Here is a 22,337-nt window from a genome sequence, read left to right as displayed (position 1 = left end):
GCACAAAACGAAACGGGCGCCGTAGCGCCCGCTTTGACTGCCGGGATATGGACTCCCGGCGCACCCCCGGCGCACTCGCCAATCAGTCGAGGGCCAGTTTCTGCGAATTGCCGCGGCGGCTTTCGGCGACGAGCGGGTACAGCACGCCTGCGATCACCGCGCCGATAATCGGTGCGACCCAGAACATCCACAGCTGATCCACCGCTGCGCCGCCGACGAACAGCGCCGGGCCGGTCGAGCGCGCCGGGTTGACGGACGTGTTGGTAACCGGAATCGAGATCAGGTGGATGAGCGTGAGGCACAGGCCAATGGCGATCGGCGCGAAACCGGCCGGCGCGCGTTTGTCCGTCGCGCCGAGGATGACGAACAGGAAGAAGCCGGTCATCACCACTTCGCAAATGAACGCGGCCGCGAGCGAGTAATGGCCAGGCGAGCGCTCACCGTAGCCGTTGCTGGCGAAACCGCTGGCGACGAGGTCGAAACCCGGTTTGCCCGACGCGATCAGCGACAGCACCAGCGCGCCCAGCACCGCACCGATCACTTGCGCGAAGATGTACGGCAGCAGGTCGCGAGCCGGAAAGCGGCCGGCGACGGTCAGGCCGACGCTCACCGCCGGATTCAGGTGACAGCCGGAGATGTGGCCGATCGCATACGCCATGGTCAGGACAGTGAGGCCGAATGCGAGCGAGACGCCCACGAAGCCGATGCCCAGACCATGGACCGGGCCGGCGAAGTTCGCGGCGAGGACGGCGCTGCCGCAGCCCCCGAGTACGAGCCAGAAGGTGCCGAACAGCTCGGCAGCAAGGCGCTTTGACAACTGCATGATTGGTAATCCTAAAATGTTTGGCGCTTGGAGTGGCGTGAGTGCTAAGCGCAGGTTCATGCCATTGAACGCGCAATTCTAGGGAAAGACAGCTGGATTAGGTGTCAAGAATTGTCAAAGTGGAGTCGCCTTTACCTATTATTGCCTGATAAAGATCTCGTTTTACAATTCATCGACGCTTAATAATTATCAGATGATTTCTTCCTAAATCGGTATTATTGTCCATTGCGAATTTTTATAATTGCAGCTAGTCTGCGATCGAATGAGTTCTAGAAAAAGGGAGAACCGATATGTCTCAATATGCAGACCTCAAGGCGCAGATCGCCAAATTGCAGGCACAGGCAGACGAAGCCCGGCGTACTGAAATCGACAATGTTGTCGCCGACATCCGCCAAAAGATCGCTGAATACGGTCTGACCGCGCAAGACCTCGGTTTTGCGGTTGCCGCCAAGCGTGGACGCCCGCCGAAGAAGGCACCGCTGCCGGCCAAGTACCAGGATCCGAAATCGGGCAATACCTGGAGCGGGCGCGGCAAACCGCCAAAGTGGATTGTCGGCAAGAATCGCGAACGTTTTCTGATTGGCGCGGCGTGAATACCCTGCGGTCCGGGCGAAAGCCAACTGAAGGTTGATCGGTGCCGGGTTGTTTATTCGCGTAGCGCTTATCCGGGATGGAAGCGCATCCACGGCGGCATTAAAAAAGCCGCCCCTGAGGGGCGGCTTTTCCGTAGTAGAAGCGGGTTAACTCTAGTCAACCGCTCGCGCAAACGATTCACCAGGCAAATTTACTTGTGATTGCCGTGCGAATCGGAAAACGGCTTAAACGGCAGAGCACGGCAGAAGCACGGTTTAAGCGGCTGAGCGCATAAAAACCTCAGCCGCTGAGCACGCCGTTTAAGCACGCCGCTCAGCCCACCGCAACCCGGCGCAACATCGGGCGGCGCGTTGCTTCGATCAGAGCCGAATAGCCGTCAACGTAATTCCGAGCCATTGTTTTCGAGCTGAAGCGGCGCTCGAACTGTGCGCGAATCTCAGTGCGCGACAGTTCGTCCAGACGCTGCAGGGCGGCTACCGCGCCTTGAACGTCCTCGACAATGTAGCCGGTCACGCCGTGGTCGATCACTTCCGGCACCGAACCGCGGTTGAAGGCGATCACCGGCGTGCCGCACGCCATCGATTCGATCATCACGAGACCGAACGGCTCCGACCAGTCGATCGGAAACAGCAGCGCTTTGGCACCCGACAGGAACTCGGGCTTCTGCGCCTCGTTGATCTCGCCGACGAACTCCACATGCGCCATGGAGAGCAGCGGCTCGATTTCCGTCTTGAAGTATTCCTGGTCGACCTTGTCCACCTTGGCGGCGATCTTCAGCGGCAAACCGCTTTGTGCAGCGATCTTGATAGCTGTATCGACGCGCTTCTCCGGACAGATACGGCCGAGGAACGCCAGATATTCCGGCTTCTTGTGCGTCTGCGGCGTGAGCAGTTGCTCGGGCAGACCGTGGTAAATCGTGTTCAGCCAGTTGGCCTGGGGCAGCGGCACGCGCTGCGAATCGGAGATCGACACCACCGGCACATTCGAGAACGCGTCGAACACCGGTTGCAGCTCCGGCAAATCCAGACGGCCGTGAAGCGTGGTCACGAACGGCGTGTCCATGGTGGTGAAGAGCGGGAACGGCATGTAGTCGAGATGAAAGTGCAGCACGTCGAATTCATGCGCGACCTTACGCACCTTTTCCATCATCAGGATGTGCGGAGCCAACGCATCGCGAATTGTCGGGTCGAGGCGCAGCGCACGCGGCCAGCACGCGTCGAGGTTCGCTGAGGTGACGGAGTCGCCGCTCGCAAACAGCGTGACGTCGTGGCCCAGGTCGACCAGGGCTTCGGTCAGATACGAGACGACGCGTTCGGTGCCGCCATAGAGTTTCGGCGGGACAGCTTCGTACAACGGCGCAATTTGTGCGATTCGCATGCGTTTCTCCTGTTCAAGACGGCATCGCACAACGGCGCTCGGGTCGAGCGAGGAGCGAATGCCTGACGGACGGTTGGGCGCGGTAAGCCGCCGCCCGAGGGTATTCCGAACCTGCATCGGGTTATCCCTTAGCGTCATTATCGGGATCGGCTGCGCTAATTCGAGTTATTTTTCAAACGCTTAATGTTGTTACAGCGCGAAACATGATGCGTAACAGGTCGCCAGGAGGCCGTCCAGATAGCCGGCAGGCACGACGGGATGGGCGTCCAGACGCTGAGGGAGCAGGTGCAAAGGACGATCCCACAGATTGAACGTTGCCCTACACCAGCCTCGTTGCGCTGAAGTGAAAACGTCTTATAATTCTTCCTCACCGCTGCAAGGTGCGGATTGTGAGTCATTCAGAACTCACCATTTGGTTCACATTTCTGCCGAGGAATTAGCCAAAACGCATCACGAGCCCCAAGCTGCGCGGCCCCTCGTCAATACCAGTATTCTTTCCGACCCTTGGTTTGTAGGAAAAATTCCTACACGAATGACGGATTAATCTGTCAAGCAGGCAGGGTGTCTGTCCGATTTTCGTCCGCTCCCCCTTTCGACACAATGCTCGCAAGACCAGAAACGAGCCGATTCGTGCGGTTTAAGTGCGCGCGTTCGAGCAAACGTTTCCGTAACGGCCTGACCAGCCAGATACACCCCGGGGGAATCATGAGCGCGACAAGCGAAATGCTCAATGAGATCAGAGAAGTCAACCTGTCTTATCTCCTGCTCGCCCAGCGTCTGCTGCGCGAAGACAAGCCGATGGGCATGTTTCGCATGGGGATTTCGGACCAGTTGGCCGACGTGCTCGCCAATCTGTCTTTGGCACAGACCGTGAAGCTGGCGGCATCCAATCAGGTGCTGTGCCGTTTCCGTTTCGATGACCATGCCGTGCTGTCCGCCCTGGCGGACAAAGGCAAGTCCAGCGCCGTGGCTCAGGCGCATTCCGCGATCCTGATGGCCAGCCAGCCAGTCGAGCAACTTAGCTGATGGCGGCTTTTTGCTCAAACAAAGCGATCAGGACGGGGGAAATAGAAGCGGATGGCATATAAAAGCGTTGTGCAGGAAGTCAGGGAAATCACCCTCGCCATCGAGCTAATCGAACTCGGTGCGCGTCTGCAATTGCTGGAAGCGGAAACCAGCCTGTCGCGCGACCGGCTGATCAAGCTGTACAAGGAATTGAAAGGGGTGTCCCCGCCCAAGGGCATGTTGCCGTTTTCGACTGACTGGTTCATGACCTGGCAGCCGAACTTTCACTCGTCGCTGTTCTACAACATCTACCGTTTCATGGCCGATCACGGCGGCTGTTTGACGATCCAGTCGATCGTGAAGAGCTACCGCCTTTATCTGGAACATGTCCAGTTGCACGACGACGAGCCCGTGCTCAGTCTCACGCGCGCCTGGACGCTGGTGCGCTTCTTCGACTCCGGGATGCTGCAAATGACCGCCTGCTGCCGGTGCAGCGGACATTTTGTCGCGCATGCCCACGACCCGCAGCACGCCTTCGTCTGTGGGCTGTGCCAGCCGCCGTCGCGTGCAGGTAAGACAAAGAAATTTGCCGACGCCCGGGCCCGCGAAAGCCTCGTCGCGCTCGAAATTTGAGCCGCAGCGCGGCGCCGGCCCCTGGCTCCCAACCCGCGCTGCACCGTTGCCCACGCCGTTATGCACGCCCACGACCCCATTCGGCGGGCCTTCCAGCACGATGTCCCGGGACCGGGCCATACCCACCCGGTTTAACCCGCCTCTGGTTTACACCGGAGCGACGAGCCGCTTTTCCACCAAAGTTTTCTGCTTCGTTGCCGTAAACCAGATTAACGACGGTCACCGTCGCTTCTTTGTGAGGGCTCGGCAGTGCTGATTTTCGTGGGAACACTCGTGACGCTTTTGTCCGTTTTCGGCGGTTACGCGCTGGAAGGCGGCCATCTTGGCGCGCTGCTGCAACCCGTTGAAGTGCTGATGATCGTCGGCGCCGGCGTCGGTGCGTTCATTCTCGGTAACGGGATGAAGACGATCAAGGCGACGCTGCGCGTCATTCCAACCCTATTCAAGGGCGCAAAGTACAACAAGGACGTCTATATGGAGCTGATGGCGCTCCTTTACGTCCTGCTCGCCAAGGCGCGCAAGGAAGGCACGCTGACGCTGGAAGCCGACATCGACGATCCGTCGAAGAGCCCGATCTTCACGCAGTATCCGAAGATCCTCGCCGACCACCACATCATCGAATTCCTGACCGACTACCTGCGTCTGATGGTGGGCGGCAACATGAACGCGTTCGAGATCGAAAGCCTGATGGACGAGGAGATCGAAACGCATCACCAGGAAGGCGAGGCGCCCGCGCACGCCCTGAACAAGGTCGGCGACGCCATGCCGGCGTTCGGTATCGTGGCCGCGGTGATGGGCGTGGTGCACACCATGGCCTCCGCCGACAAGCCGCCGGCCGTGCTCGGCGAGATGATCGCCCAGGCGCTGGTCGGCACCTTCCTCGGGATTCTGCTTTCGTACGGGTTGATCGGCCCGCTCGCGAGCGTCGCCGAACAGCGCGTGACCGAGTCGACCAAGATGTTCCAGTGCATCAAGGTCACGATTCTCGCCAGCCTGAATGGCTATGCGCCGGCGATTGCCGTCGAATTTGGCCGCAAAGTGCTCTTCTCGACCGAACGCCCGTCGTTCGCCGAGCTGGAAGAGCACGTGCGCCGCGTCAAAGCCAAGTAACGGGCGCCGGGAACCGATTCGATGAGCAAGGACAAAGACCGCGCCATTGTCGTCAAGCGCTCCGCGCCGAAGAAGGCCGGTCATCACGGCGGCGCGTGGAAGCTCGCGTATGCGGACTTCATGACCGCGATGATGGCGTTCTTCCTGCTGATGTGGCTGCTGAGCTCGGCTTCCACCGTGCAGTTGAAGGGCATCGCCGATTACTTCAACCAGCCGTTGAAGATCACGTTGTGGGGCGGCGATCGCAGCGCCGAGGACTCGAGCATTCTGAAGGGCGGCGGCCGCGACATTTCGACCGACGCACAGGGCGTGACGCGCTCGACCGACGGCAGCAACAATCGCGCCGAGCGCACGGTCTCCCATAGCAACGACGACTCGGTCAAACAGTTGCAGGGCGAGTTGGAACGTCGCGAACAGGTCCGCCTCCACGATCTGCAGGTCAAGCTGATGGCCGCGATCGAAGCGAATCCGGTGCTGCGCCAGTTCAAGCAGCAGATCCGCATCGATTCGACGCTGACCGGCTTGCGCATCGAAATCGTCGACTCGCAGAAACGGCCGATGTTCGCGACCGCGAAAGACGTGGTGGAACCGTACATGCGCGACATCCTGCGCGAAATCGGCCACACGCTGAACGACGTGCCGAACCGCATCATCGTGCAAGGGCACACCGACGCCGTGCAATACGCGGGCGGCGAGAAGGGCTACAGCAACTGGGAATTGTCCGCGGATCGCGCCAATGCGTCGCGCCGCGAGCTGATCGCCGGCGGCATGGACGAAGCGAAGGTGATGCGCGTGCTCGGTCTCGCGTCGACGCAGAACCTGAACAAGGCGGACCCGATGGACCCGGAAAACCGTCGCATCAGCATCATCGTGCTGAACAGGAAGTCGGAGGAGGCGCTTGACCATGACGACTCCACCACGACCACCTTGTCGGACGACGCAGCCGGCTCCAAGCCGCTGCTGCAAAGACTTGCGCAACCGGTGACGGTTGCACCGAAGGTGCCGGCGGTAGCGCCGGCTGCCCAGTAACAGACAGCGATCGGCTGGCCGGTCCATGCGCCCGGGTGGCGCGGACGGCAGGTCGATCCCAAGCGTAAGTGCAGCGAGGTTTTCATGATCAGGCACATCCTGGCAATCGACGATTCGGCATCGATGCGGCAAATCCTCGCCGCCACGCTGACGACGGCCGGCTATGAAGTGACGCTCGCGGCGGACGGCAATGAAGGGCTCGAAAACGCGCTCGCCATGTCGTTCGACCTCGTGCTGACGGACCAGCACATGCCGGGCAAAACCGGCCTCGATCTGATCACGGAACTGCGCGGCAATCCGGCTTATCAGGCGACGCCCATCCTCGTCCTCACGACGGAATCGGGCGAGCCGTTCAAGGCGGCGGCTCGGGCGGCGGGGGCGACCGGCTGGATCGAAAAGCCGCTCGACCCCGACATGTTGACCGAACTGGTCGCGGCACTGGCCGATTCGGACAACACATGAGCGCCTCATAAGCGCCACCTTTACACAAGTTATAGAAGCTTTCGACGCGGCGGCACGGCAGCCCAAGCCTAGACAGGAACTCTCGCGGTGACCCAGGCATGACACTCGACATCACTCAGTTCTATCAGACGTTCTTCGACGAAGCGGACGAACTGCTCGCGCAGATGGAGCAGTTGCTGCTCAATCTGGATATCGCGCATCCGGACCCCGAAGACCTCGCGGCGATTTTCCGCGCGGCGCATTCGATCAAGGGTGGCGCGGCGACGTTCGGTTTTACCGCGCTGACGGAAACGACCCACATTCTCGAATCGCTGCTCGACCGCGCGCGCAATAACGAACTCGTGCTGCGCAAGGACATGATCGACACGTTCCTCGAAACCAAGGACGTGTTGTCGGGCCAGCTCACGGATTACCGCGCGAGCGCCGAGCCGGATGGCGCCGTCGCCAAGGCGATTTGCGCGAAGCTCGAACAGTTGCATGCGGAAAGCCGCCTCGGCGCCGAACCGGCCGCAGCGCCGGCCCCGACCGCGCCGGCGGCAGCAATACCAGTAGAAGCACCGGTAGAAGCACAACCCGCGGCTCAAGGTGGCACCCCGCCCGAGCACGTCGTCGAACAGGCGGTGCAGGCGGCGGGTGAATGGACTGACGGCGAACCGGCACAGACCGGACAAGCCGAGGGCGCCGGCGATGCAGCCGGCCCCCATCTGAAAATTACGCTACGGGGCGTTGGTGAGAAGGACCAGGAACTGCTGGCCGAAGAGCTCGGCAACTTGGGCAACATTGTCGGGCGGGTCAAGAGCGGCGGCGATCTGACGCTGTGGCTCCAGACCGATGTGACCTCCGACGACATCATCGCCGTGTGCTGCTTCGTGATCGACGAAAGTCAGATCTCGATCGGCCGCGGCACCGCACCGGCGGACGAGACGCAGCAAGGCGAACCTGGAACGCCGGACGCTGCCGATTCGACCCCGGCGCATGCAGCACAAACGGCACACGCAGTTGAGGCGGAGCAGGCAGCGTCGTCAGCACCGGCGGCTCACACCGCTGCACCCGCCCAAGCCGCCGCCACGCATGGACTGTTCGACACGCCGGCGTCGCCGGCAAAAACGCCGGCGCCTGCCGCGGCCGCGCCTGCGGCAGCGAGCAGCGCATCGGCCGGAAACGGTGCACCAGGCGGTGCGCCAAACGGCGCAGCAAGCGGGGCGGTAAGCACGCCGGCGACCGCCGAACAGGATCGCAAAGCCGCGGCGCGTCCGGCCGCGGCAGCAGGCGGCGCGGAAGGCAGCTCGATTCGCGTCGGCGTCGAAAAGGTCGATCAGCTGATCAACCTGGTTGGCGAACTGGTGATCACCCAGGCGATGTTGGCCGAAACCACCAGCACGTTCGATCCGGCGCTGCACGACCGGCTCTTCAACGGCATGGCGCAGCTCGAGCGCAATGCGCGCGATCTGCAGGAAGCGGTGATGTCGATCCGCATGATGCCGATGGACTACGTGTTCAGCCGCTTCCCGCGTCTGGTGCGCGATCTGGCGGCGAAACTCGGCAAGGAAGTGGAGCTTGTCACGTTCGGTCAGGCGACCGAACTCGACAAGAGCCTGATCGAACGGATCATCGATCCGTTGACTCACCTCGTGCGCAACAGTCTCGACCACGGCATCGAAACCGTGGAAGCGCGGCGTGCGGCGGGTAAGGATTCGACCGGTCAGCTGGTGCTGTCGGCCGCGCATCACGGCGGCAACATCGTCATCGAGGTGAGCGACGACGGCGCCGGTTTGCGCCGCGACAAGATTCTCGCGAAGGCCGCGAAGCAGGGCATGCAGGTCAGCGAGACGATGACCGACGAAGAAGTCTGGAACCTGATTTTCCTGCCGGGCTTCTCGACGGCGGAGCAGGTCACGGACGTCTCGGGCCGCGGCGTCGGCATGGACGTGGTGAAACGCAACATCCAGTCGATGGGCGGTCACGTTGAGATCACCTCGCATGCCGGCAAGGGCAGCACCACGCGCATCGTCTTGCCGCTCACGCTGGCGATTCTCGACGGTATGTCGGTCAAGGTCGGCAACGAGATCTTCATTCTGCCGCTGAACTTCGTGATGGAGTCGCTGCAACCGCTCGCCGAGGACATCTACACGGTGGCCAACGGCGAACGCGTGGTGCGCGTGCGCGGTGAATATCTGCCGCTCGTCGCGTTGCACGAAGTGTTCAACGTCGACGACGCCAAGCAGGAGCCGACGCAAGGCATCGTCACCATCATGCAAACCGAAGGGCGCCGCTTTGCGATGCTGATCGACGAACTGGTGGGGCAGCAGCAGGTGGTCGTGAAGAATCTGGAAACGAATTACCGCAAGGTGCACGGCATTTCCGCCGCAACCATTCTCGGCGACGGCAGTGTTGCGCTGATTGTGGATGTGGCGGCGCTGAATCGTGAATCGCGCCATGCACACGGCGCGATGAGCCTCGCCTGACATCCGTGATGGCATCGGTCAGGCACGCAGTTTTAGCAACACTCACTCAACTTATTTCATCCCAACCGTTTGGGGGCTAACGTGGCAGAAGTCCAATCCATCAATTCGAGCGTCGCGAACGCGAGCGGTACGAATGGCCGCCGCGACTCGCAGCAGGCGGACGCCGGCGGTCAGGAATTCCTCGTCTTCACGCTCGGCGCCGAAGAGTACGGCATCGACATTCTCAAGGTGCAGGAAATCCGCGGCTACGACAACGTGACGCGGATCGCCAATGCGCCTGAGTTCATCAAAGGCGTGATCAATCTGCGCGGCATCATCGTGCCGATCGTGGACATGCGCATCAAGTTCCATCTGGGCCGTGTCGAGTACGACCACCAGACTGTCGTGATCATTCTGAACGTCGCGCATCGCGTGGTCGGGATGGTGGTGGACGGCGTGTCCGACGTGCTGACGCTCGCCACCGACCAGATCATGCCGGCGCCGGAATTCGGCGCGACGCTGACGACCGAGTACCTGACGGGTCTCGGCACCGTCGACGGTCGCATGCTGATCCTGATGGACATCGAGAAGCTGATGACCAGCCGTGAAATGGCGTTGATCGAAACGCTCGGCGCGTAAGCATCGCTACGCGCCAGTACGAAAGACAGATCGAAACAGGGAGCATCAAGATGCTGAGCAGGTGGTCGATTCGCACATCGCTGACGATGGTGGGGATCATTCTGGTGGCGCTGACCATCGTGGTCGGCGCCCTTGGCCTAACCGCGCTGAACGGCGCGAGCCAATCGCTCGACCGGATCGCACGCGGCGATCTGGTCGCCATTCACTCGCTCGACGATGCGTCGGCGTACCTGTTGCGTGCGCGCTTGACGCTGGACCGCGTCACCGCGTTGAGCGCCGCCGGCGATACCGAGCAGGCGAAGACGGCGCTCGATCGTGCCCAGGTCCTGTTCAGCAAGTCAAGCGAGAACTGGCAGGCGTTTCTCAACGCACCGAAGAGCGGCGTTGACCAGGCGCTGATCGACGATCTGACGGCGCGCCGCGCGACCTTGACGCGAGACGGCGTCGAACCGGAGTTCGCCGCGTTGCGCGCGAACGATCCGGCGGCCTATCACGCGATCGCCGATACCAAGATCCCGCCGATGTTCCTGGCGTACGACAACGTTGCGTCCTCCGTCATCAAGACGCTGCAGCAGCTTGCCGTGGATCAGCAGGCCAGCGCGCAATCGAACATCTCGCTGATGACCACGCTGATCATCGGCGTCACCGCGATCGCACTGCTGCTGGTCGTGGGCATCCGCTTCGCGCTGCGCAGCCTGATCGTGCAGCCGCTGAACGATGCGACGGCGTGCTTCGAACGGATCGCCTCGGGTGATCTGTCCGAGCAGATCAACGTGTTCAGCCGCAACGAAATCGGCCGCCTGTTCGCCGGCATCAAGCGCATGCAGGAAAGCCTGGCAACGATGGTGACGGCGGTTCACAGCAGCACCGAATCGATCGACACCGGCGCGCGCGAAATCGCCATGGGCAACACCGATCTTTCGCAACGCACCGAACAGCAGGCCGCGTCGCTGCAGGAAACCGCCTCGAGCATGGAGCAACTGACCGGCACCGTGCGCCAGAACGCCGAGAACGCGCGCCAGGCGAGCCAGCTGGCCGTCAATGCGTCCGATATCGCGACGCGCGGCGGCGACGTGGTGAGCCAGGTCGTCACGACGATGCAGGGCATCGCGACCAGTTCGAACAAGGTCGTGGACATCATCGGCGTGATCGAAGGCATTGCATTCCAGACCAACATTCTCGCGCTGAACGCGGCAGTCGAAGCCGCGCGGGCAGGCGAACAGGGTCGCGGTTTCGCCGTGGTTGCAGGCGAAGTGCGCAGTCTCGCGCAGCGCAGCGCGAGCGCCGCGAAGGAAATCAAGGAACTGATCGGCGACTCGGTCGACAAGGTGCAAAGCGGATCGGAGCTGGTCGGCCGGGCGGGCACCACGATGGACGAGATCGTGCAGGCGGTGCGCCGCGTGACCGACATCATGGGCGAAATCAGCGCGGCTTCCGAAGAGCAGTCGGGCGGCATCGAACAGGTGAATCGCGCGGTCGTGCAGATGGACGAAGTCACGCAGCAGAACGCCGCGCTGGTCGAGCAGGCAGCGGCTGCGGCGGCGTCGCTCGAAGATCAGACGCGCCAGTTGCAAGCGGTGGTGAACGGCTGGAAAGTAGCCGGCGGCCAGACGCGCAGCGCCGCGACTGCAGCGCGTCCGCAAGCGGCGGTACGCACGAACGGCGGCAAGAGCGGCGGCAGGGGCGGCAACCAGCACGCGCAGCCCGCAAAGGCCGCGCCGCAAGCGTCCGCACACGCCGCTGCGCACCCCGCGGCAAACAGGCCGGCAAGCGCGGCAACGCATGCAGCACCGGCTTCGGCGACCCAGGTTGCCGATACCGCGCGTGTCGAACCGGCGCTCAAACCGAAGACGGCCCGCGCCGCATCCGACTCCGCAGCACGTCCGGCCGCAGCAGGCGCCGCGACCGCAGGATCGGACGCGGACTGGGAAACGTTTTAGGAATTGGCACAAAGACATGCGGTCATTCGGCATCTCGCTCCATGAGGGGCGAATCATCGAAGCACGCTTAAGTAGCGTGTCGCGGGCCGACTGCGTGTTGGCAGAACTCGCGGGCGGGCGCGACCCCGCGAACACAACTCCTTTCGCCAGAAGCAATCCGCCTGGCGACAAGCGGGATGGCTCGTATTGCAGGCAGGGACTCTCATGATGGCAACGCGCGCACAGCAGCAACGTCCCCAACCGGCACGCCCCGAGCGGGCGGAATCGGCTAGAGCCGGCGAGCAGGGACGGGACTTCGAATTCACGTCGGCGGATTTCGCTCGCATTCGCGATCTGATTCATCGCAGCGCGGGCATTTCGCTGTCGGATCACAAGCGCGATATGGCGTACAGCCGTCTGGCGCGCCGCTTGCGTGCCCGTGGCCTCGACAGTTTCAAGCAGTACCTCGATCTGCTCGAAGCGGAAAACGATCCGGCCGAGTGGGAAGCGTTCACCAATGCGCTGACCACCAACCTGACCGCGTTCTTCCGCGAGGCCCATCACTTTCCGATCCTTGCCGAGTTCGTGCCGCGCCGCGCGCAGCCGGTTTCGGTGTGGTGCTCGGCGGCTTCGACCGGTGAGGAACCGTATTCGATCGCGATGACGCTGATCGAAGCGCTCGGCGACAGCGGCGCGCGTCAGGCCAGCGTGCTCGCCACCGACATCGACACGCAGGTGCTGGCGAAAGCCGAAGCCGGCATGTACCAGTTCGACCAGGTGAAGCATCTGTCGCCCGAGCGGCTCAAGCGCTTCTTCCTGAAGGGCACCGGCGCGCATGCCGGCATGGTCAAGGTGCGCCCGGAAGTGCGCGCGATGGTGCGCTTCGAACAATTGAATCTGACTGACCGCGATTACCAGTTGCGCTCGCAGTTCGACGCGATCTTCTGCCGCAATGTGATGATCTATTTCGACAAGCCGACGCAGGCGCAGGTGCTCTCGCGCTTCGAGCCGCTGATGAAATCGGGTGGCTTGCTGTTTGCCGGCCACTCGGAAAACTTCACCTATGTGACGCAGGCGTTCAAGCTGCGCGGCCAGACCGTCTATGAGCTGACTCGCGACGCAGGCGCCGCGAGCCCTGCCGGCAGTGCCACGACGAGCGGGGTGACCGCATGAGCAGCAGCCTGCCGATCGCCACCAATCTGTACTTCGACAACCACTTCCAGCGCCCTGGCGTGAAGTTGCTGCCGAACGAGTTTTACACGACCCACGAAGACATGGTGCTCGTCACCGTGCTCGGTTCGTGTGTCGCGGCCTGCATCCAGGATCGCACGGCCGGCATCGGCGGCATGAATCACTTCATGCTGCCCGACGACGGCGCGGACGCCGGCCAGCCCGCGTCGGATTCGATGCGCTACGGCGCGTACGCGATGGAAGTGCTGATCAACGAACTGATCAAGGCCGGCGGCCGGCGCGAGCGTTTCGAAGCCAAGGTGTTCGGCGGCGGCGCGGTGCTGGCCGGCATGACGACGATGAACATCGGCGACCGCAATTCGGAATTCGTGCGCCGCTATCTGGCGCTCGAAAAAATCCGCATCGTCGCTGAGGATTTGCAGGGCAACCATCCGCGCAAGGTCGCTTTCATGCCGCGCACCGGCCAGGTGATGGTGAAGAAATTGCGCCTGCAGCAGGAAGCCGGGGTGGCCGAGCGCGAACAGGCGCTCGTGCGGCAAAGTGCCGAGGCGCGTGCCGAGCGGCTCGCCGCGGCGCGCAAACGGGTCGAGCTGTTCTCGACGCCCGCCGCCACGCGCCCCAAGGTCGAACTGTTCGGCGCGGCCGGCAGCAGTGCGGGCGCAGGCGCATCGAAGCCGCGCATCGAACTGTTCGGCGCAAGCCCGCGCCCGATTAATTCAAACAACGCCAGAACTACAGAGGAGGCGTGAGCGCTGTGCAAAAGATCAAAGTACTGTGCGTCGACGATTCGGCGCTGATCCGCAGCCTGATGACGGAAATCATCAACGGCCAATCGGACATGACCGTCGTGGCGACCGCACCCGACCCGCTGGTCGCGCGCGATCTCATCAAGCAGCACAATCCGGACGTGCTGACGCTCGACGTGGAAATGCCGCGCATGGACGGTCTCGACTTCCTCGAGAAGCTGATGCGCCTGCGGCCGATGCCGGTCGTGATGGTGTCGTCGCTGACCGAGCGTGGCAATGAAATCACGCTGCGCGCGTTGGAACTGGGCGCGGTCGACTTCGTCACCAAGCCGAAGGTCGGTATTCGCGACGGCATGCTCGACTACGCGGAAAAGCTCGCCGACAAGATTCGCGCGGCGGCCCGCGCGCGCGTGCGCCAGGCCGCGCCGGTGCAGCACGCGGCCACGCCTGCCGCGCACGCGCCCGCCGCCGCGCCGCTCTTCAACAATCCGCTGCTCAGTACCGAGAAGCTGATCATCGTCGGCGCGTCGACGGGCGGCACCGAAGCGATCCGCGAAGTGCTCGTGCCGCTGCCGCCGGATGCGCCCGCCGTGTTGATCGCGCAGCATATGCCGCCGGGTTTCACAAAATCTTTTGCACAACGCCTTAATGGTTTGTGCAGGATTACCGTTAAAGAGGCAGAGCACGGCGAACGCGTGCTGCCGGGACATGCGTATATCGCGCCCGGTCACGCTCACCTGTTGCTGGCGCGCAGCGGCGCGAACTACATTGCGCATTTGTCGGACGAACCGCCGGTGAACCGGCACCGGCCGTCGGTCGACGTGCTGTTCCGTTCAGCGGCGCAGCATGCGGGCAAGAATGCGGTCGGCGTGATCCTGACCGGGATGGGGCGCGACGGCGCCGCTGGCCTGCTGGACATGAAAAAAGCAGGGGCGTATACCCTTGCGCAGGACGAAGCGAGCTGTATCGTGTTCGGCATGCCGCGCGAAGCCATTGCGCTCGGCGCCGCCGACGAAATTGCGTCGCTGCCGGAAATGAGCCGTCGTGTGATGGCGCGTTTGTCGTTGATGGGCGATCGCGTACAGCGGGTATGATGCGGGCCTGACGGCGAGCGCCAGGCATGGGGCCGGAGTAAATTGAATTGGCGGTCGTGCGCCGCATCATGGATCAAGCAAAGGGAATGAAATGGATAAGGGAATGAAGATTCTGGTGGTTGACGACTTTCCGACGATGCGCCGGATCGTTCGCAACCTGCTCAAAGAGCTCGGCTACTCGAACGTCGACGAGGCGGAAGACGGTCAAGCCGGCCTCGCGCGTTTGCGCAGCGGGGCGTACGACTTCGTGATCTCCGACTGGAACATGCCGAACCTCGACGGTCTGGCCATGCTCAAGGAAATCCGCGCCGACGCCCATCTGACGCATCTGCCGGTGCTGATGGTGACGGCCGAGTCCAAGAAGGAAAACATCATCGCGGCGGCTCAGGCCGGCGCGAGCGGTTATGTCGTCAAGCCGTTCACGGCCGCGACGCTCGACGAGAAGCTCAACAAGATTCTCGAGAAGATGGCCAAGACCGGGAGCTGATGTGACTCTGCCGACCAACGCGCAAGGCGCCGAACCGGTGAACGACAGCGGCGACCTCGCGTCAGACCGCATCCTCGCCCGTATCGGACAACTGACGCGCACGCTGCGCGACTCGATGCGGGAACTCGGGATCGACAAGCACGTCGAGCGTGCGGCGGAAGCCGTGCCCGATGCGCGCGATCGTCTCAAGTACATCGCGAACATGACCGAGCAGGCTGCCGAGCGCGTGCTGTCATCGATCGACATCGCCAAGCCGATCCAGGAACAACTGCAGAAAGACGCCGGCGAACTCGACGCGCGCTGGGAGCAGTGGTACGCGGCGCCGATCGAACGCGAGGAAGTGCGTGCGCTGATGAACGACACGCGCACCTTTCTGCGCGGCGTGCCCGAGGTGACCACCGCGACCAACGCGCAGCTGATGGAGATCATGCTGGCGCAGGACTTTCAGGATCTGACAGGCCAGGTCATCAAGAAGATCACGGATGTCGTGTACCTGATCGAGCAGCAACTGCTCGGCGTGCTGGTCGAGAATATCGCGCTCGAGCGGCGCGAACAGTTCGCGGCGAATGCAGCGGCGTTGGCGGCCGAGACGTCGCCCACCGGCAGCCCCGAACATCTGCTGAACGGTCCGCAGATCAATCCGGAAGGCAAGACGGACGTGGTGCAGGACCAGTCGCAGGTCGACGATCTGCTGGCAAGCCTCGGCTTCTGACCCGGCGGCGGCCCGCAAGGGCGCGAGGCCGGATCTCCAGGTCCCAGATCTTCAGATCGGTACGGGTGGCAGGCCACGCTCCGGCGTGCGCCTGCTGTCTGCCGACACAAACCACAGGCATACTACGGACTCAAGCAGCGGCACGGCTTTCCGGTGAGAAACAGTCGCCGGTCGGTGGCACGGCGAGGCAATCCTCCGGCATGCGACCGCAGCGGTGCCGTATGATCTGCATACATGCGGCCGGCTTGCACGAGGTGCGAGCCGAGCAACAGCAGCTCGGGAGGAGCCTCGTCATGTGGAGTCGCGTACGCCGCGCCGGGTTTGTGATGGCGCTTGCATTACCCTGTTCGTTGTCAGCCGTGCAGTCCGCTTATGCGGGACTGGGCGGCGTCCCGATGACACCCCCTACGGATGCGTCGGTTTCTTCCCGCACCGTGCAACCGGGCACCAGTTCGGCAACGGCGGCTCAAAGCGTGATGCGTTCTGCATCGAGCGCGGCCTCTTCCACCTCGGCTTCGGCGTCCTACACCGTGCGTGAGACGACGCTCGGCAACGGCACGGTGGTGCGCGAATACCTCGCCGCGGACGGCTCGGTCTTCGGCATCGCGTGGCATGGCCCGCAAATGCCGGATCTGAACGATCTGCTCGGCAGCTACTTCTCCCAATACGTCGCCGGCGTGAAAGCCGCGCGCGAGGCGCGCGGAGGCGGTCGTGGTCCCGTTGCGGTCGACCAGAGCAGCCTCGTGGTCCGTTCCGGCGGACACATGGGCGCGTTCAGCGGTCAGGCCTGGTTGCCGCCGGCGTTGCCCGCCGGCGTCAGCGGTTCCGACATCCAGTAAGGGCGAGGACGAACGATGCGAACCATGCAAAGTGATATTGCTGGGAAGTTCAGGGGCTGGGTGCAGGCTGTCGTGGCTGTGGCGTTGGTGTCGGTGGTGGCCGCCTGCGGCGGTGGCGGCGGCGACAGCTCCAGTTCCAGCAGCAGTTCGTCGAGCGTGCTGAACGGCGGCTCGCTGCCGGCCAGTCCGACCCAGCAACCGATTGCCGCGACGGCGGCGAACACGGTGTCGATCACGGTTGGGCGCGGTGTAAGCGGCGTCATCAATATTCCAACGGTTAGCGTGACGGTCTGCCCGCCGGGCTCGACATCCAACTGTCAGACCATCAACAACGTTCAGCTCGATACGGGGTCGTTCGGGCTGCGCCTGGTCAGTTCGGTGCTGAATAGTTCGTTGCTCAGTGCGTTGACGCCTATTACCGTGAACAGCGGCCAGCAGCTCGCCGAGTGCGCGACCTTTGCCGACGGCTACACGTGGGGCACGGTGCGCACCGCGATCGTACAGATCGGCGGCGAAACGACGGCCTCGGCGGGCATTCCGATACAGATCATCGGCGACAAGGACTCGAGCACGGTGCCGTCATCCGGTTGCGGCAGCGGCTCGGCGGAAAACACGGTTACCGCTCTCGGCGCCAACGGCATTCTCGGCATCGGCACGGCAGCCACCGACTGCGGCACAACCTGCTCGAACGCGTCGACAGCCGCCAACTACAGTAATTATTTCTCGTGTCCGGGCGGCACCTCCTGCGCCCGCACCGCGGTGCCGCTCAGCCAGCAGGTTGCCAATCCCGTCGCCAACTTCACGGCCGACAATAACGGCGTGATCGTGCAGATGCCGCCGGTGTCGAACACCGGTGCATCGTCGGCCACCGGCACGCTGGTGTTCGGGATCGGCACGCAGTCGAACAACGCGCTGGCGGCCACGCAGACCTTCACCACCGATGCCTACGGCAACATGAACAGCAGCGTCTACAACGGCACGACGGTGACGGCGTTCTTCGACTCGGGCTCGAACGCGTACTTCTTCGCCGACAGCTCGCTTGCGCAATGCGGCAGTAATTACGCCGGGTTCTATTGCCCGTCGTCCGCGCAGACCCGGTCGATCACGCTGGGGGGGCTGAGCAGCACGAGAGCGAGCGTCAGCATCGGCATCCTGAGCGCGTCGACGCTGTTCGGCAACACCAGCAACTATGCGTTCAACGATCTGGCCGGGCAGATCGGCGGCAGCAGCAGCTTCGATCTCGGTTTGCCGTTCTTTTATGGCCGCTACATGTACTACGGCTTCGCGACCAGCACTCAAGCGCCTTACGTCGGCTTCCTGGGCTCGTGACGCACACGTAGGAACCAGCTGGGCACCCGCGCGATTCGACGCGGGTGTCCGCTGACCGTAGCTGAGATTGCGTACCGCAGCCGGCCCGTCAGCCGCTGGCGAATGCGTTCGGCTTGCCGCCGGTTGCGAGGCACACGCCTAGCCCACGCCCCATCGCCTCGGCGGAACCACCCCGGCCCAGCCGGTAAGCCTCGCCACGTCGCTTGCCGGCCGCCCCATCGCTCGAAATACCCCCCTTTCCCCGCCCTTATCCGCCGATCGTCGCTTGCGTCGAACGGGAATAATCGCTCTCACTGGAAAGAGGCGCCGTGCCTCAGCCGACTGGAGAGCGTTTGTGGCAGAGGATAGCGACCTCGAAAAAACCGAATCAGCCACTCCCCGGCGCCTGCAAAAGGCGCGGGAGGAAGGGCAGATCGTGCGTTCGCGGGAGCTGTCGACGTTTGCGCTACTGGCCGCGGGATTCTTCGGCGTATGGGGCATGTCCGGCAGCATCGGCGAGCATCTGCAAGGCATGCTGCGCTCGTCCTTCACCTTCGACCACGCCACCGTATTCGAAACCCGCCGCATGCTGATCGGCGCGGGCGCCGCGAGCCGCGAAGGCCTGTACGCGCTGCTGCCGGTTCTGGGCTTCACCGGCGCCGCCGCCCTGCTCGCGCCGATGGCGCTGGGCGGCTGGCAGTTGTCTTCGAAAGGCCTCGAGCCCAAGTTCAACCGGCTGAATCCGATCGAAGGGCTCGGCAAGATATTCTCGATCAACGGACCGGTTCAGCTCGGCCTGTCGCTCGCGAAGACGCTGGTGGTGGGCTGCATCGGCGGCACGGCGATCTGGAATCGCCGCGAGGAAATTCTCGCGCTGGCGACCCAGCCGCTACAACTGGCGCTCGCCAACACTATGCATCTGATCGCGGTGTGCTGCGGCATGACGGTGGCGGGCATGTTTGTGGTGGCCGCGCTGGATGTGCCGTATCAACTCTGGCAGTTCCACAAGAAACTGCGCATGACGAAGGAAGAAGTGAAGCGCGAACACCGCGAAAGCGAAGGCGATCCGCACGTGAAAGGCCGGATTCGCCAGCAGCAGCGCGCCATCGCTCGCCGTCGCATGATGACCCAGGTGCCGAAGGCCGACGTGGTGGTGACCAACCCGACGCACTTCGCGGTCGCGCTGCAGTACACCGACGGCGAGATGCGCGCACCGAAGGTGGTCGCCAAGGGCGTGAACCTGGTGGCCGCGCGAATTCGCGAAATCGCCGCCGAAAACAACGTGCCGCTGCTCGAAGCGCCGCCGCTCGCGCGTGCGCTGTATCACAACGTCGATCTGAACCGTGAGATTCCCGGCCCGCTCTATGGCGCGGTCGCCGAGGTGCTCGCGTGGGTGTATCAGTTGCGGCGTTTCAATACCGAAGGCGGCGTCGCGCCGGTCGCACCGACCGAGTTCGACGTGCCGGCGGATCTCGACAAGGGCGGCGTATCGGACGATGACGCCGAGCAGGAGGCCGCCGACGTGCTTAATTCTGCCAATAACCCAGATAACGACGACGCTCCAGGAGCCTCCGCATGAACGCTCGCGCCGGATTCCTGTCCCGACGGCCAGATGCCTTGAGCGGCACCAATTTGCGCGCCCTCGCCGGGCCGGTGCTGATCTGCATGATCCTCGGCATGATGATTCTGCCGTTGCCGCCGTTTTTGCTGGATCTGCTGTTCACTTTCAACATCGCGCTTTCCGTGATGGTGCTGCTCGTCAGCATGTACACGATGAAGCCGCTCGACTTCGCCGCCTTCCCGAGCGTGCTGCTGTTCTCGACCTTGCTGCGCCTGTCGCTGAACGTGGCCTCCACCCGCGTCGTGCTGCTCGAGGGCCATACCGGCCCCGACGCGGCCGGCCAGGTGATCGAGTCGTTCGGCCACTTCCTCGTGGGCGGCAACTTCGCGGTCGGTATCGTCGTCTTTGTCATTTTGATGGTGATCAACTTCATGGTGATCACCAAGGGCGCGGGGCGGATCGCGGAAGTTTCCGCGCGCTTCACGCTCGATGCGATGCCCGGCAAGCAGATGGCGATCGACGCCGATCTGAACGCCGGCCTCATCAACGAAGATCAGGCTCGCAAGCGCCGTCTGGAAGTCTCCCAGGAAGCCGAGTTCTACGGGTCGATGGACGGCGCCAGCAAGTTCGTGCGCGGCGACGCGATCGCCGGCCTGCTGATCATGGTGATCAACATCGTCGGCGGACTGATTGTCGGGATGGTGCAGCACGGCATGGACTTCGCGTCCGCGGGCAAGACCTACACGCTGCTGACGATCGGTGACGGCCTCGTCGCACAGATCCCGTCGCTCGTGATTTCGACGGCGGCCGGTGTGATCGTCTCGCGCGTCGCGACCAACGAAGACATCGGTACGCAACTGACCGGGCAGCTCTTCACCAACCCGCGCGTGCTGATGATCACGGGCTGCATTCTGGTGCTGATGGGCCTGATTCCCGGCATGCCGCACTTCGCGTTCCTGATTCTCGGCGGCGGCCTGATCCAGCTCGGCCGCACGATGAAAAAGCGCAGCGAAGCTCGCAAGAACAGCGCGACACTGGTCGACGTCGCCCCGGCTACGCTCGCGCCGGTCGAGAACACCGAAGCCAGCTGGGACGACGTGACGATGATCGACACGCTCGGCCTCGAGGTCGGCTACCGGCTGATTCCGCTCGTCGACAAGAACTCGGACGGCGAACTGCTCAAACGGATCAAGAGCATCCGCAAGAAGTTCGCGCAGGAAATCGGCTTCCTGCCGCCGGTGATCCATATCCGCGACAACCTCGAATTGCGGCCGAACGGTTACCGGATCGCGTTGAAGGGTGTCGAGGTGGGCGTCGGCGAAGCGTATCCGGGGCAATGGCTGGCGATCAACCCGGGGCAGGTGTCCGCCGCGCTGCCGGGCACGCCGACGCAAGATCCGGCGTTCGGTCTGCCGGCCATCTGGATCGATACGAATCTGCGCGAGCAGGCGCAGGTGTACGGCTACACGGTGGTCGATTCGAGCACGGTGGTGGCGACGCATCTGAACCACCTCGTGGTCACGCATGCGTCCGAACTGCTCGGCCGCCGCGAAGTGCAGGCGCTGTTGGAGCGGATGCAGAAGGACACGCCGTCGCTGGTCGACGATCTGGTGCCGAAGTCGCTGCCGCTCACCACGCTGCAGAAGGTGCTGCAAAACCTGCTGGAAGAAGGCGTGCCGATCCGCGACTTGCGCACGATTCTCGAAGCGCTGTCCGAACACGCGCCGAAGGTTACCGACGCGCACGATCTCACCGCCGCCGTGCGCCTCGCGCTGGGCCGTGCGATTACGCAGCAGTGGTTCCCGGGCGTGGGCGACATGCAGGTGATGGGCCTCGATTCGAATCTGGAGCGGGTGTTGTCGCAGGCGCTTTCCACGGGCGCCAATCCGGGCCTCGAACCGGGCCTCGCGCATACATTGCTGAACGAAACGCAGAAGGCGATGACGCGTCAGCAGAACCTTGGGCTGTCGCCGGTGCTGCTGGTGCAGCACGCATTGCGGCCGATGCTCGCGCGCTTCCTGCGCCGCAGCCTGCCGCAGCTGAAGGTGCTGTCTTATGCGGAAGTGCCGGATACGCGCAATATCAAGGTGGTGAATCTGATCGGGGCGCACGGCTGAACCCCGCATGGTTAAACCTCGCGGCTAGCCGCAGCCGTTCCAGACCGATGGTTTCCGCCGGCGCTCTTCGAGCGCCGGTTTTCATTTCGGCGCCTAACTTTTCGCGCCGCAAGCGGCTGGCCAGCGTCATGCTCCGTCCGCGGAAGCCCCGCCCGGCGAGTGCGGCGAGCCCGTTTAAAACCGCCCAGCACGTGACTTGCGGCGCGTTTCCATCGCCCGAATTGCCCACCTTTAACGGTCTTTATCC

20 protein-coding genes are annotated in these 22,337 nt (G+C 63.3%); 18 read left to right on the top strand and 2 right to left on the bottom strand.

Going from position 1 to position 22,337, the window contains the following annotated elements; all coding sequences use genetic code 11:
- Positions 1-82: 82 nt before the first annotated feature.
- Entirely contained in the window at positions 83-823 is a 741-nt protein-coding gene (aqpZ, locus tag DSC91_RS25165) for an aquaporin Z (protein WP_115781350.1), read from the bottom strand.
- 290 nt (positions 824-1,113) lie between these two features.
- Here aqpZ and DSC91_RS25160 point away from each other — a divergent pair, with 290 nt between their 5' ends.
- The gene (locus DSC91_RS25160) at positions 1,114-1,416 is read left to right on the top strand and encodes an H-NS histone family protein (RefSeq protein WP_115781349.1); all 303 of its coding nucleotides are present in this window, start codon (positions 1,114-1,116) and stop codon (positions 1,414-1,416) included.
- Between the two features lie 313 nt (positions 1,417-1,729).
- Here the strand turns inward: DSC91_RS25160 and DSC91_RS25155 are convergent, their stop codons facing one another.
- Complete coding sequence (locus tag DSC91_RS25155) at positions 1,730-2,794, bottom strand: glycosyltransferase family 4 protein (protein ID WP_115781348.1); 1,065 nt, start codon at positions 2,792-2,794, stop codon at positions 1,730-1,732.
- A gap of 705 nt (positions 2,795-3,499) precedes the next feature.
- Here DSC91_RS25155 and flhD point away from each other — a divergent pair.
- The 17 genes from flhD (at position 3,500) to flhA (ending at position 22,090) form a co-directional block, all read left to right on the top strand.
- Positions 3,500-3,820, top strand: a complete 321-nt coding sequence (flhD, locus tag DSC91_RS25150; protein WP_093640793.1) for a flagellar transcriptional regulator FlhD — start codon at positions 3,500-3,502, stop codon at positions 3,818-3,820.
- 51 nt (positions 3,821-3,871) lie between these two features.
- On the top strand, positions 3,872-4,432 hold the full coding sequence (flhC, locus tag DSC91_RS25145) for a flagellar transcriptional regulator FlhC (RefSeq protein WP_115781346.1): 561 nt from the start codon (positions 3,872-3,874) through the stop codon (positions 4,430-4,432).
- Between the two features lie 249 nt (positions 4,433-4,681).
- Complete coding sequence (gene motA / locus DSC91_RS25140) at positions 4,682-5,542, top strand: flagellar motor stator protein MotA (RefSeq protein WP_006050895.1); 861 nt, start codon at positions 4,682-4,684, stop codon at positions 5,540-5,542.
- Positions 5,543-5,563: 21 nt separating this feature from the next.
- Complete coding sequence (motB, locus tag DSC91_RS25135; protein WP_115781345.1) at positions 5,564-6,571, top strand: flagellar motor protein MotB; 1,008 nt, start codon at positions 5,564-5,566, stop codon at positions 6,569-6,571.
- 84 nt (positions 6,572-6,655) lie between these two features.
- The gene (locus DSC91_RS25130) at positions 6,656-7,033 is read left to right on the top strand and encodes a response regulator (RefSeq protein ID WP_115781344.1); all 378 of its coding nucleotides are present in this window, start codon (positions 6,656-6,658) and stop codon (positions 7,031-7,033) included.
- 98 nt (positions 7,034-7,131) lie between these two features.
- Positions 7,132-9,498 (top strand): chemotaxis protein CheW, encoded by a 2,367-nt coding sequence (locus DSC91_RS25125; protein ID WP_115781343.1) that lies wholly within the window; start codon positions 7,132-7,134, stop codon positions 9,496-9,498.
- 81 nt (positions 9,499-9,579) lie between these two features.
- Positions 9,580-10,116: a chemotaxis protein CheW gene (locus DSC91_RS25120; RefSeq protein WP_115781342.1), complete on the top strand. Its 537-nt coding sequence runs from the start codon at positions 9,580-9,582 to the stop codon at positions 10,114-10,116.
- Between the two features lie 50 nt (positions 10,117-10,166).
- Entirely contained in the window at positions 10,167-12,056 is a 1,890-nt protein-coding gene (locus tag DSC91_RS25115) for a methyl-accepting chemotaxis protein (protein WP_115781341.1), read from the top strand.
- Positions 12,057-12,260: 204 nt separating this feature from the next.
- Positions 12,261-13,208 carry a CheR family methyltransferase gene (locus tag DSC91_RS25110; RefSeq protein WP_115781340.1) on the top strand — a complete coding sequence of 316 codons (948 nt, stop codon included), beginning with the start codon at positions 12,261-12,263 and terminating at the stop codon, positions 13,206-13,208.
- Positions 13,205-13,975: a chemoreceptor glutamine deamidase CheD gene (gene cheD, locus DSC91_RS25105; RefSeq protein WP_115781339.1), complete on the top strand. Its 771-nt coding sequence runs from the start codon at positions 13,205-13,207 to the stop codon at positions 13,973-13,975. The genes DSC91_RS25110 and cheD overlap by 4 nt, the downstream gene beginning before the upstream one ends.
- A gap of 5 nt (positions 13,976-13,980) precedes the next feature.
- Positions 13,981-15,066 (top strand): protein-glutamate methylesterase/protein-glutamine glutaminase, encoded by a 1,086-nt coding sequence (locus tag DSC91_RS25100; protein WP_162831530.1) that lies wholly within the window; start codon positions 13,981-13,983, stop codon positions 15,064-15,066.
- 91 nt (positions 15,067-15,157) lie between these two features.
- Complete coding sequence (gene cheY, locus DSC91_RS25095; RefSeq protein ID WP_115781337.1) at positions 15,158-15,553, top strand: chemotaxis response regulator CheY; 396 nt, start codon at positions 15,158-15,160, stop codon at positions 15,551-15,553.
- 1 nt (position 15,554) lies between these two features.
- Positions 15,555-16,265 carry a protein phosphatase CheZ gene (cheZ, locus tag DSC91_RS25090; protein WP_115781336.1) on the top strand — a complete coding sequence of 237 codons (711 nt, stop codon included), beginning with the start codon at positions 15,555-15,557 and terminating at the stop codon, positions 16,263-16,265.
- A 293-nt stretch (positions 16,266-16,558) separates the two neighbouring features.
- Positions 16,559-17,104: a DUF2844 domain-containing protein gene (locus DSC91_RS25085; protein ID WP_115781335.1), complete on the top strand. Its 546-nt coding sequence runs from the start codon at positions 16,559-16,561 to the stop codon at positions 17,102-17,104.
- A gap of 15 nt (positions 17,105-17,119) precedes the next feature.
- Positions 17,120-18,433, top strand: coding sequence for a DUF3443 domain-containing protein (locus tag DSC91_RS25080; RefSeq protein ID WP_115781334.1), 1,314 nt, complete (start codon positions 17,120-17,122; stop codon positions 18,431-18,433).
- A 334-nt stretch (positions 18,434-18,767) separates the two neighbouring features.
- Complete coding sequence (gene flhB, locus DSC91_RS25075; RefSeq protein WP_115781333.1) at positions 18,768-19,991, top strand: flagellar biosynthesis protein FlhB; 1,224 nt, start codon at positions 18,768-18,770, stop codon at positions 19,989-19,991.
- Complete coding sequence (gene flhA / locus DSC91_RS25070) at positions 19,988-22,090, top strand: flagellar biosynthesis protein FlhA (RefSeq protein WP_115781332.1); 2,103 nt, start codon at positions 19,988-19,990, stop codon at positions 22,088-22,090. The genes flhB and flhA overlap by 4 nt, the downstream gene beginning before the upstream one ends.
- Positions 22,091-22,337: the final 247 nt, after the last annotated feature.

Source organism: Paraburkholderia caffeinilytica (assembly GCF_003368325.1).
Taxonomy (GTDB): Bacteria; Pseudomonadota; Gammaproteobacteria; order Burkholderiales; family Burkholderiaceae; genus Paraburkholderia; species Paraburkholderia caffeinilytica.
The sequence above is the reverse complement of the archived record's forward strand: the minus strand, read 5'-3'. Positions and strand labels throughout refer to the sequence as shown.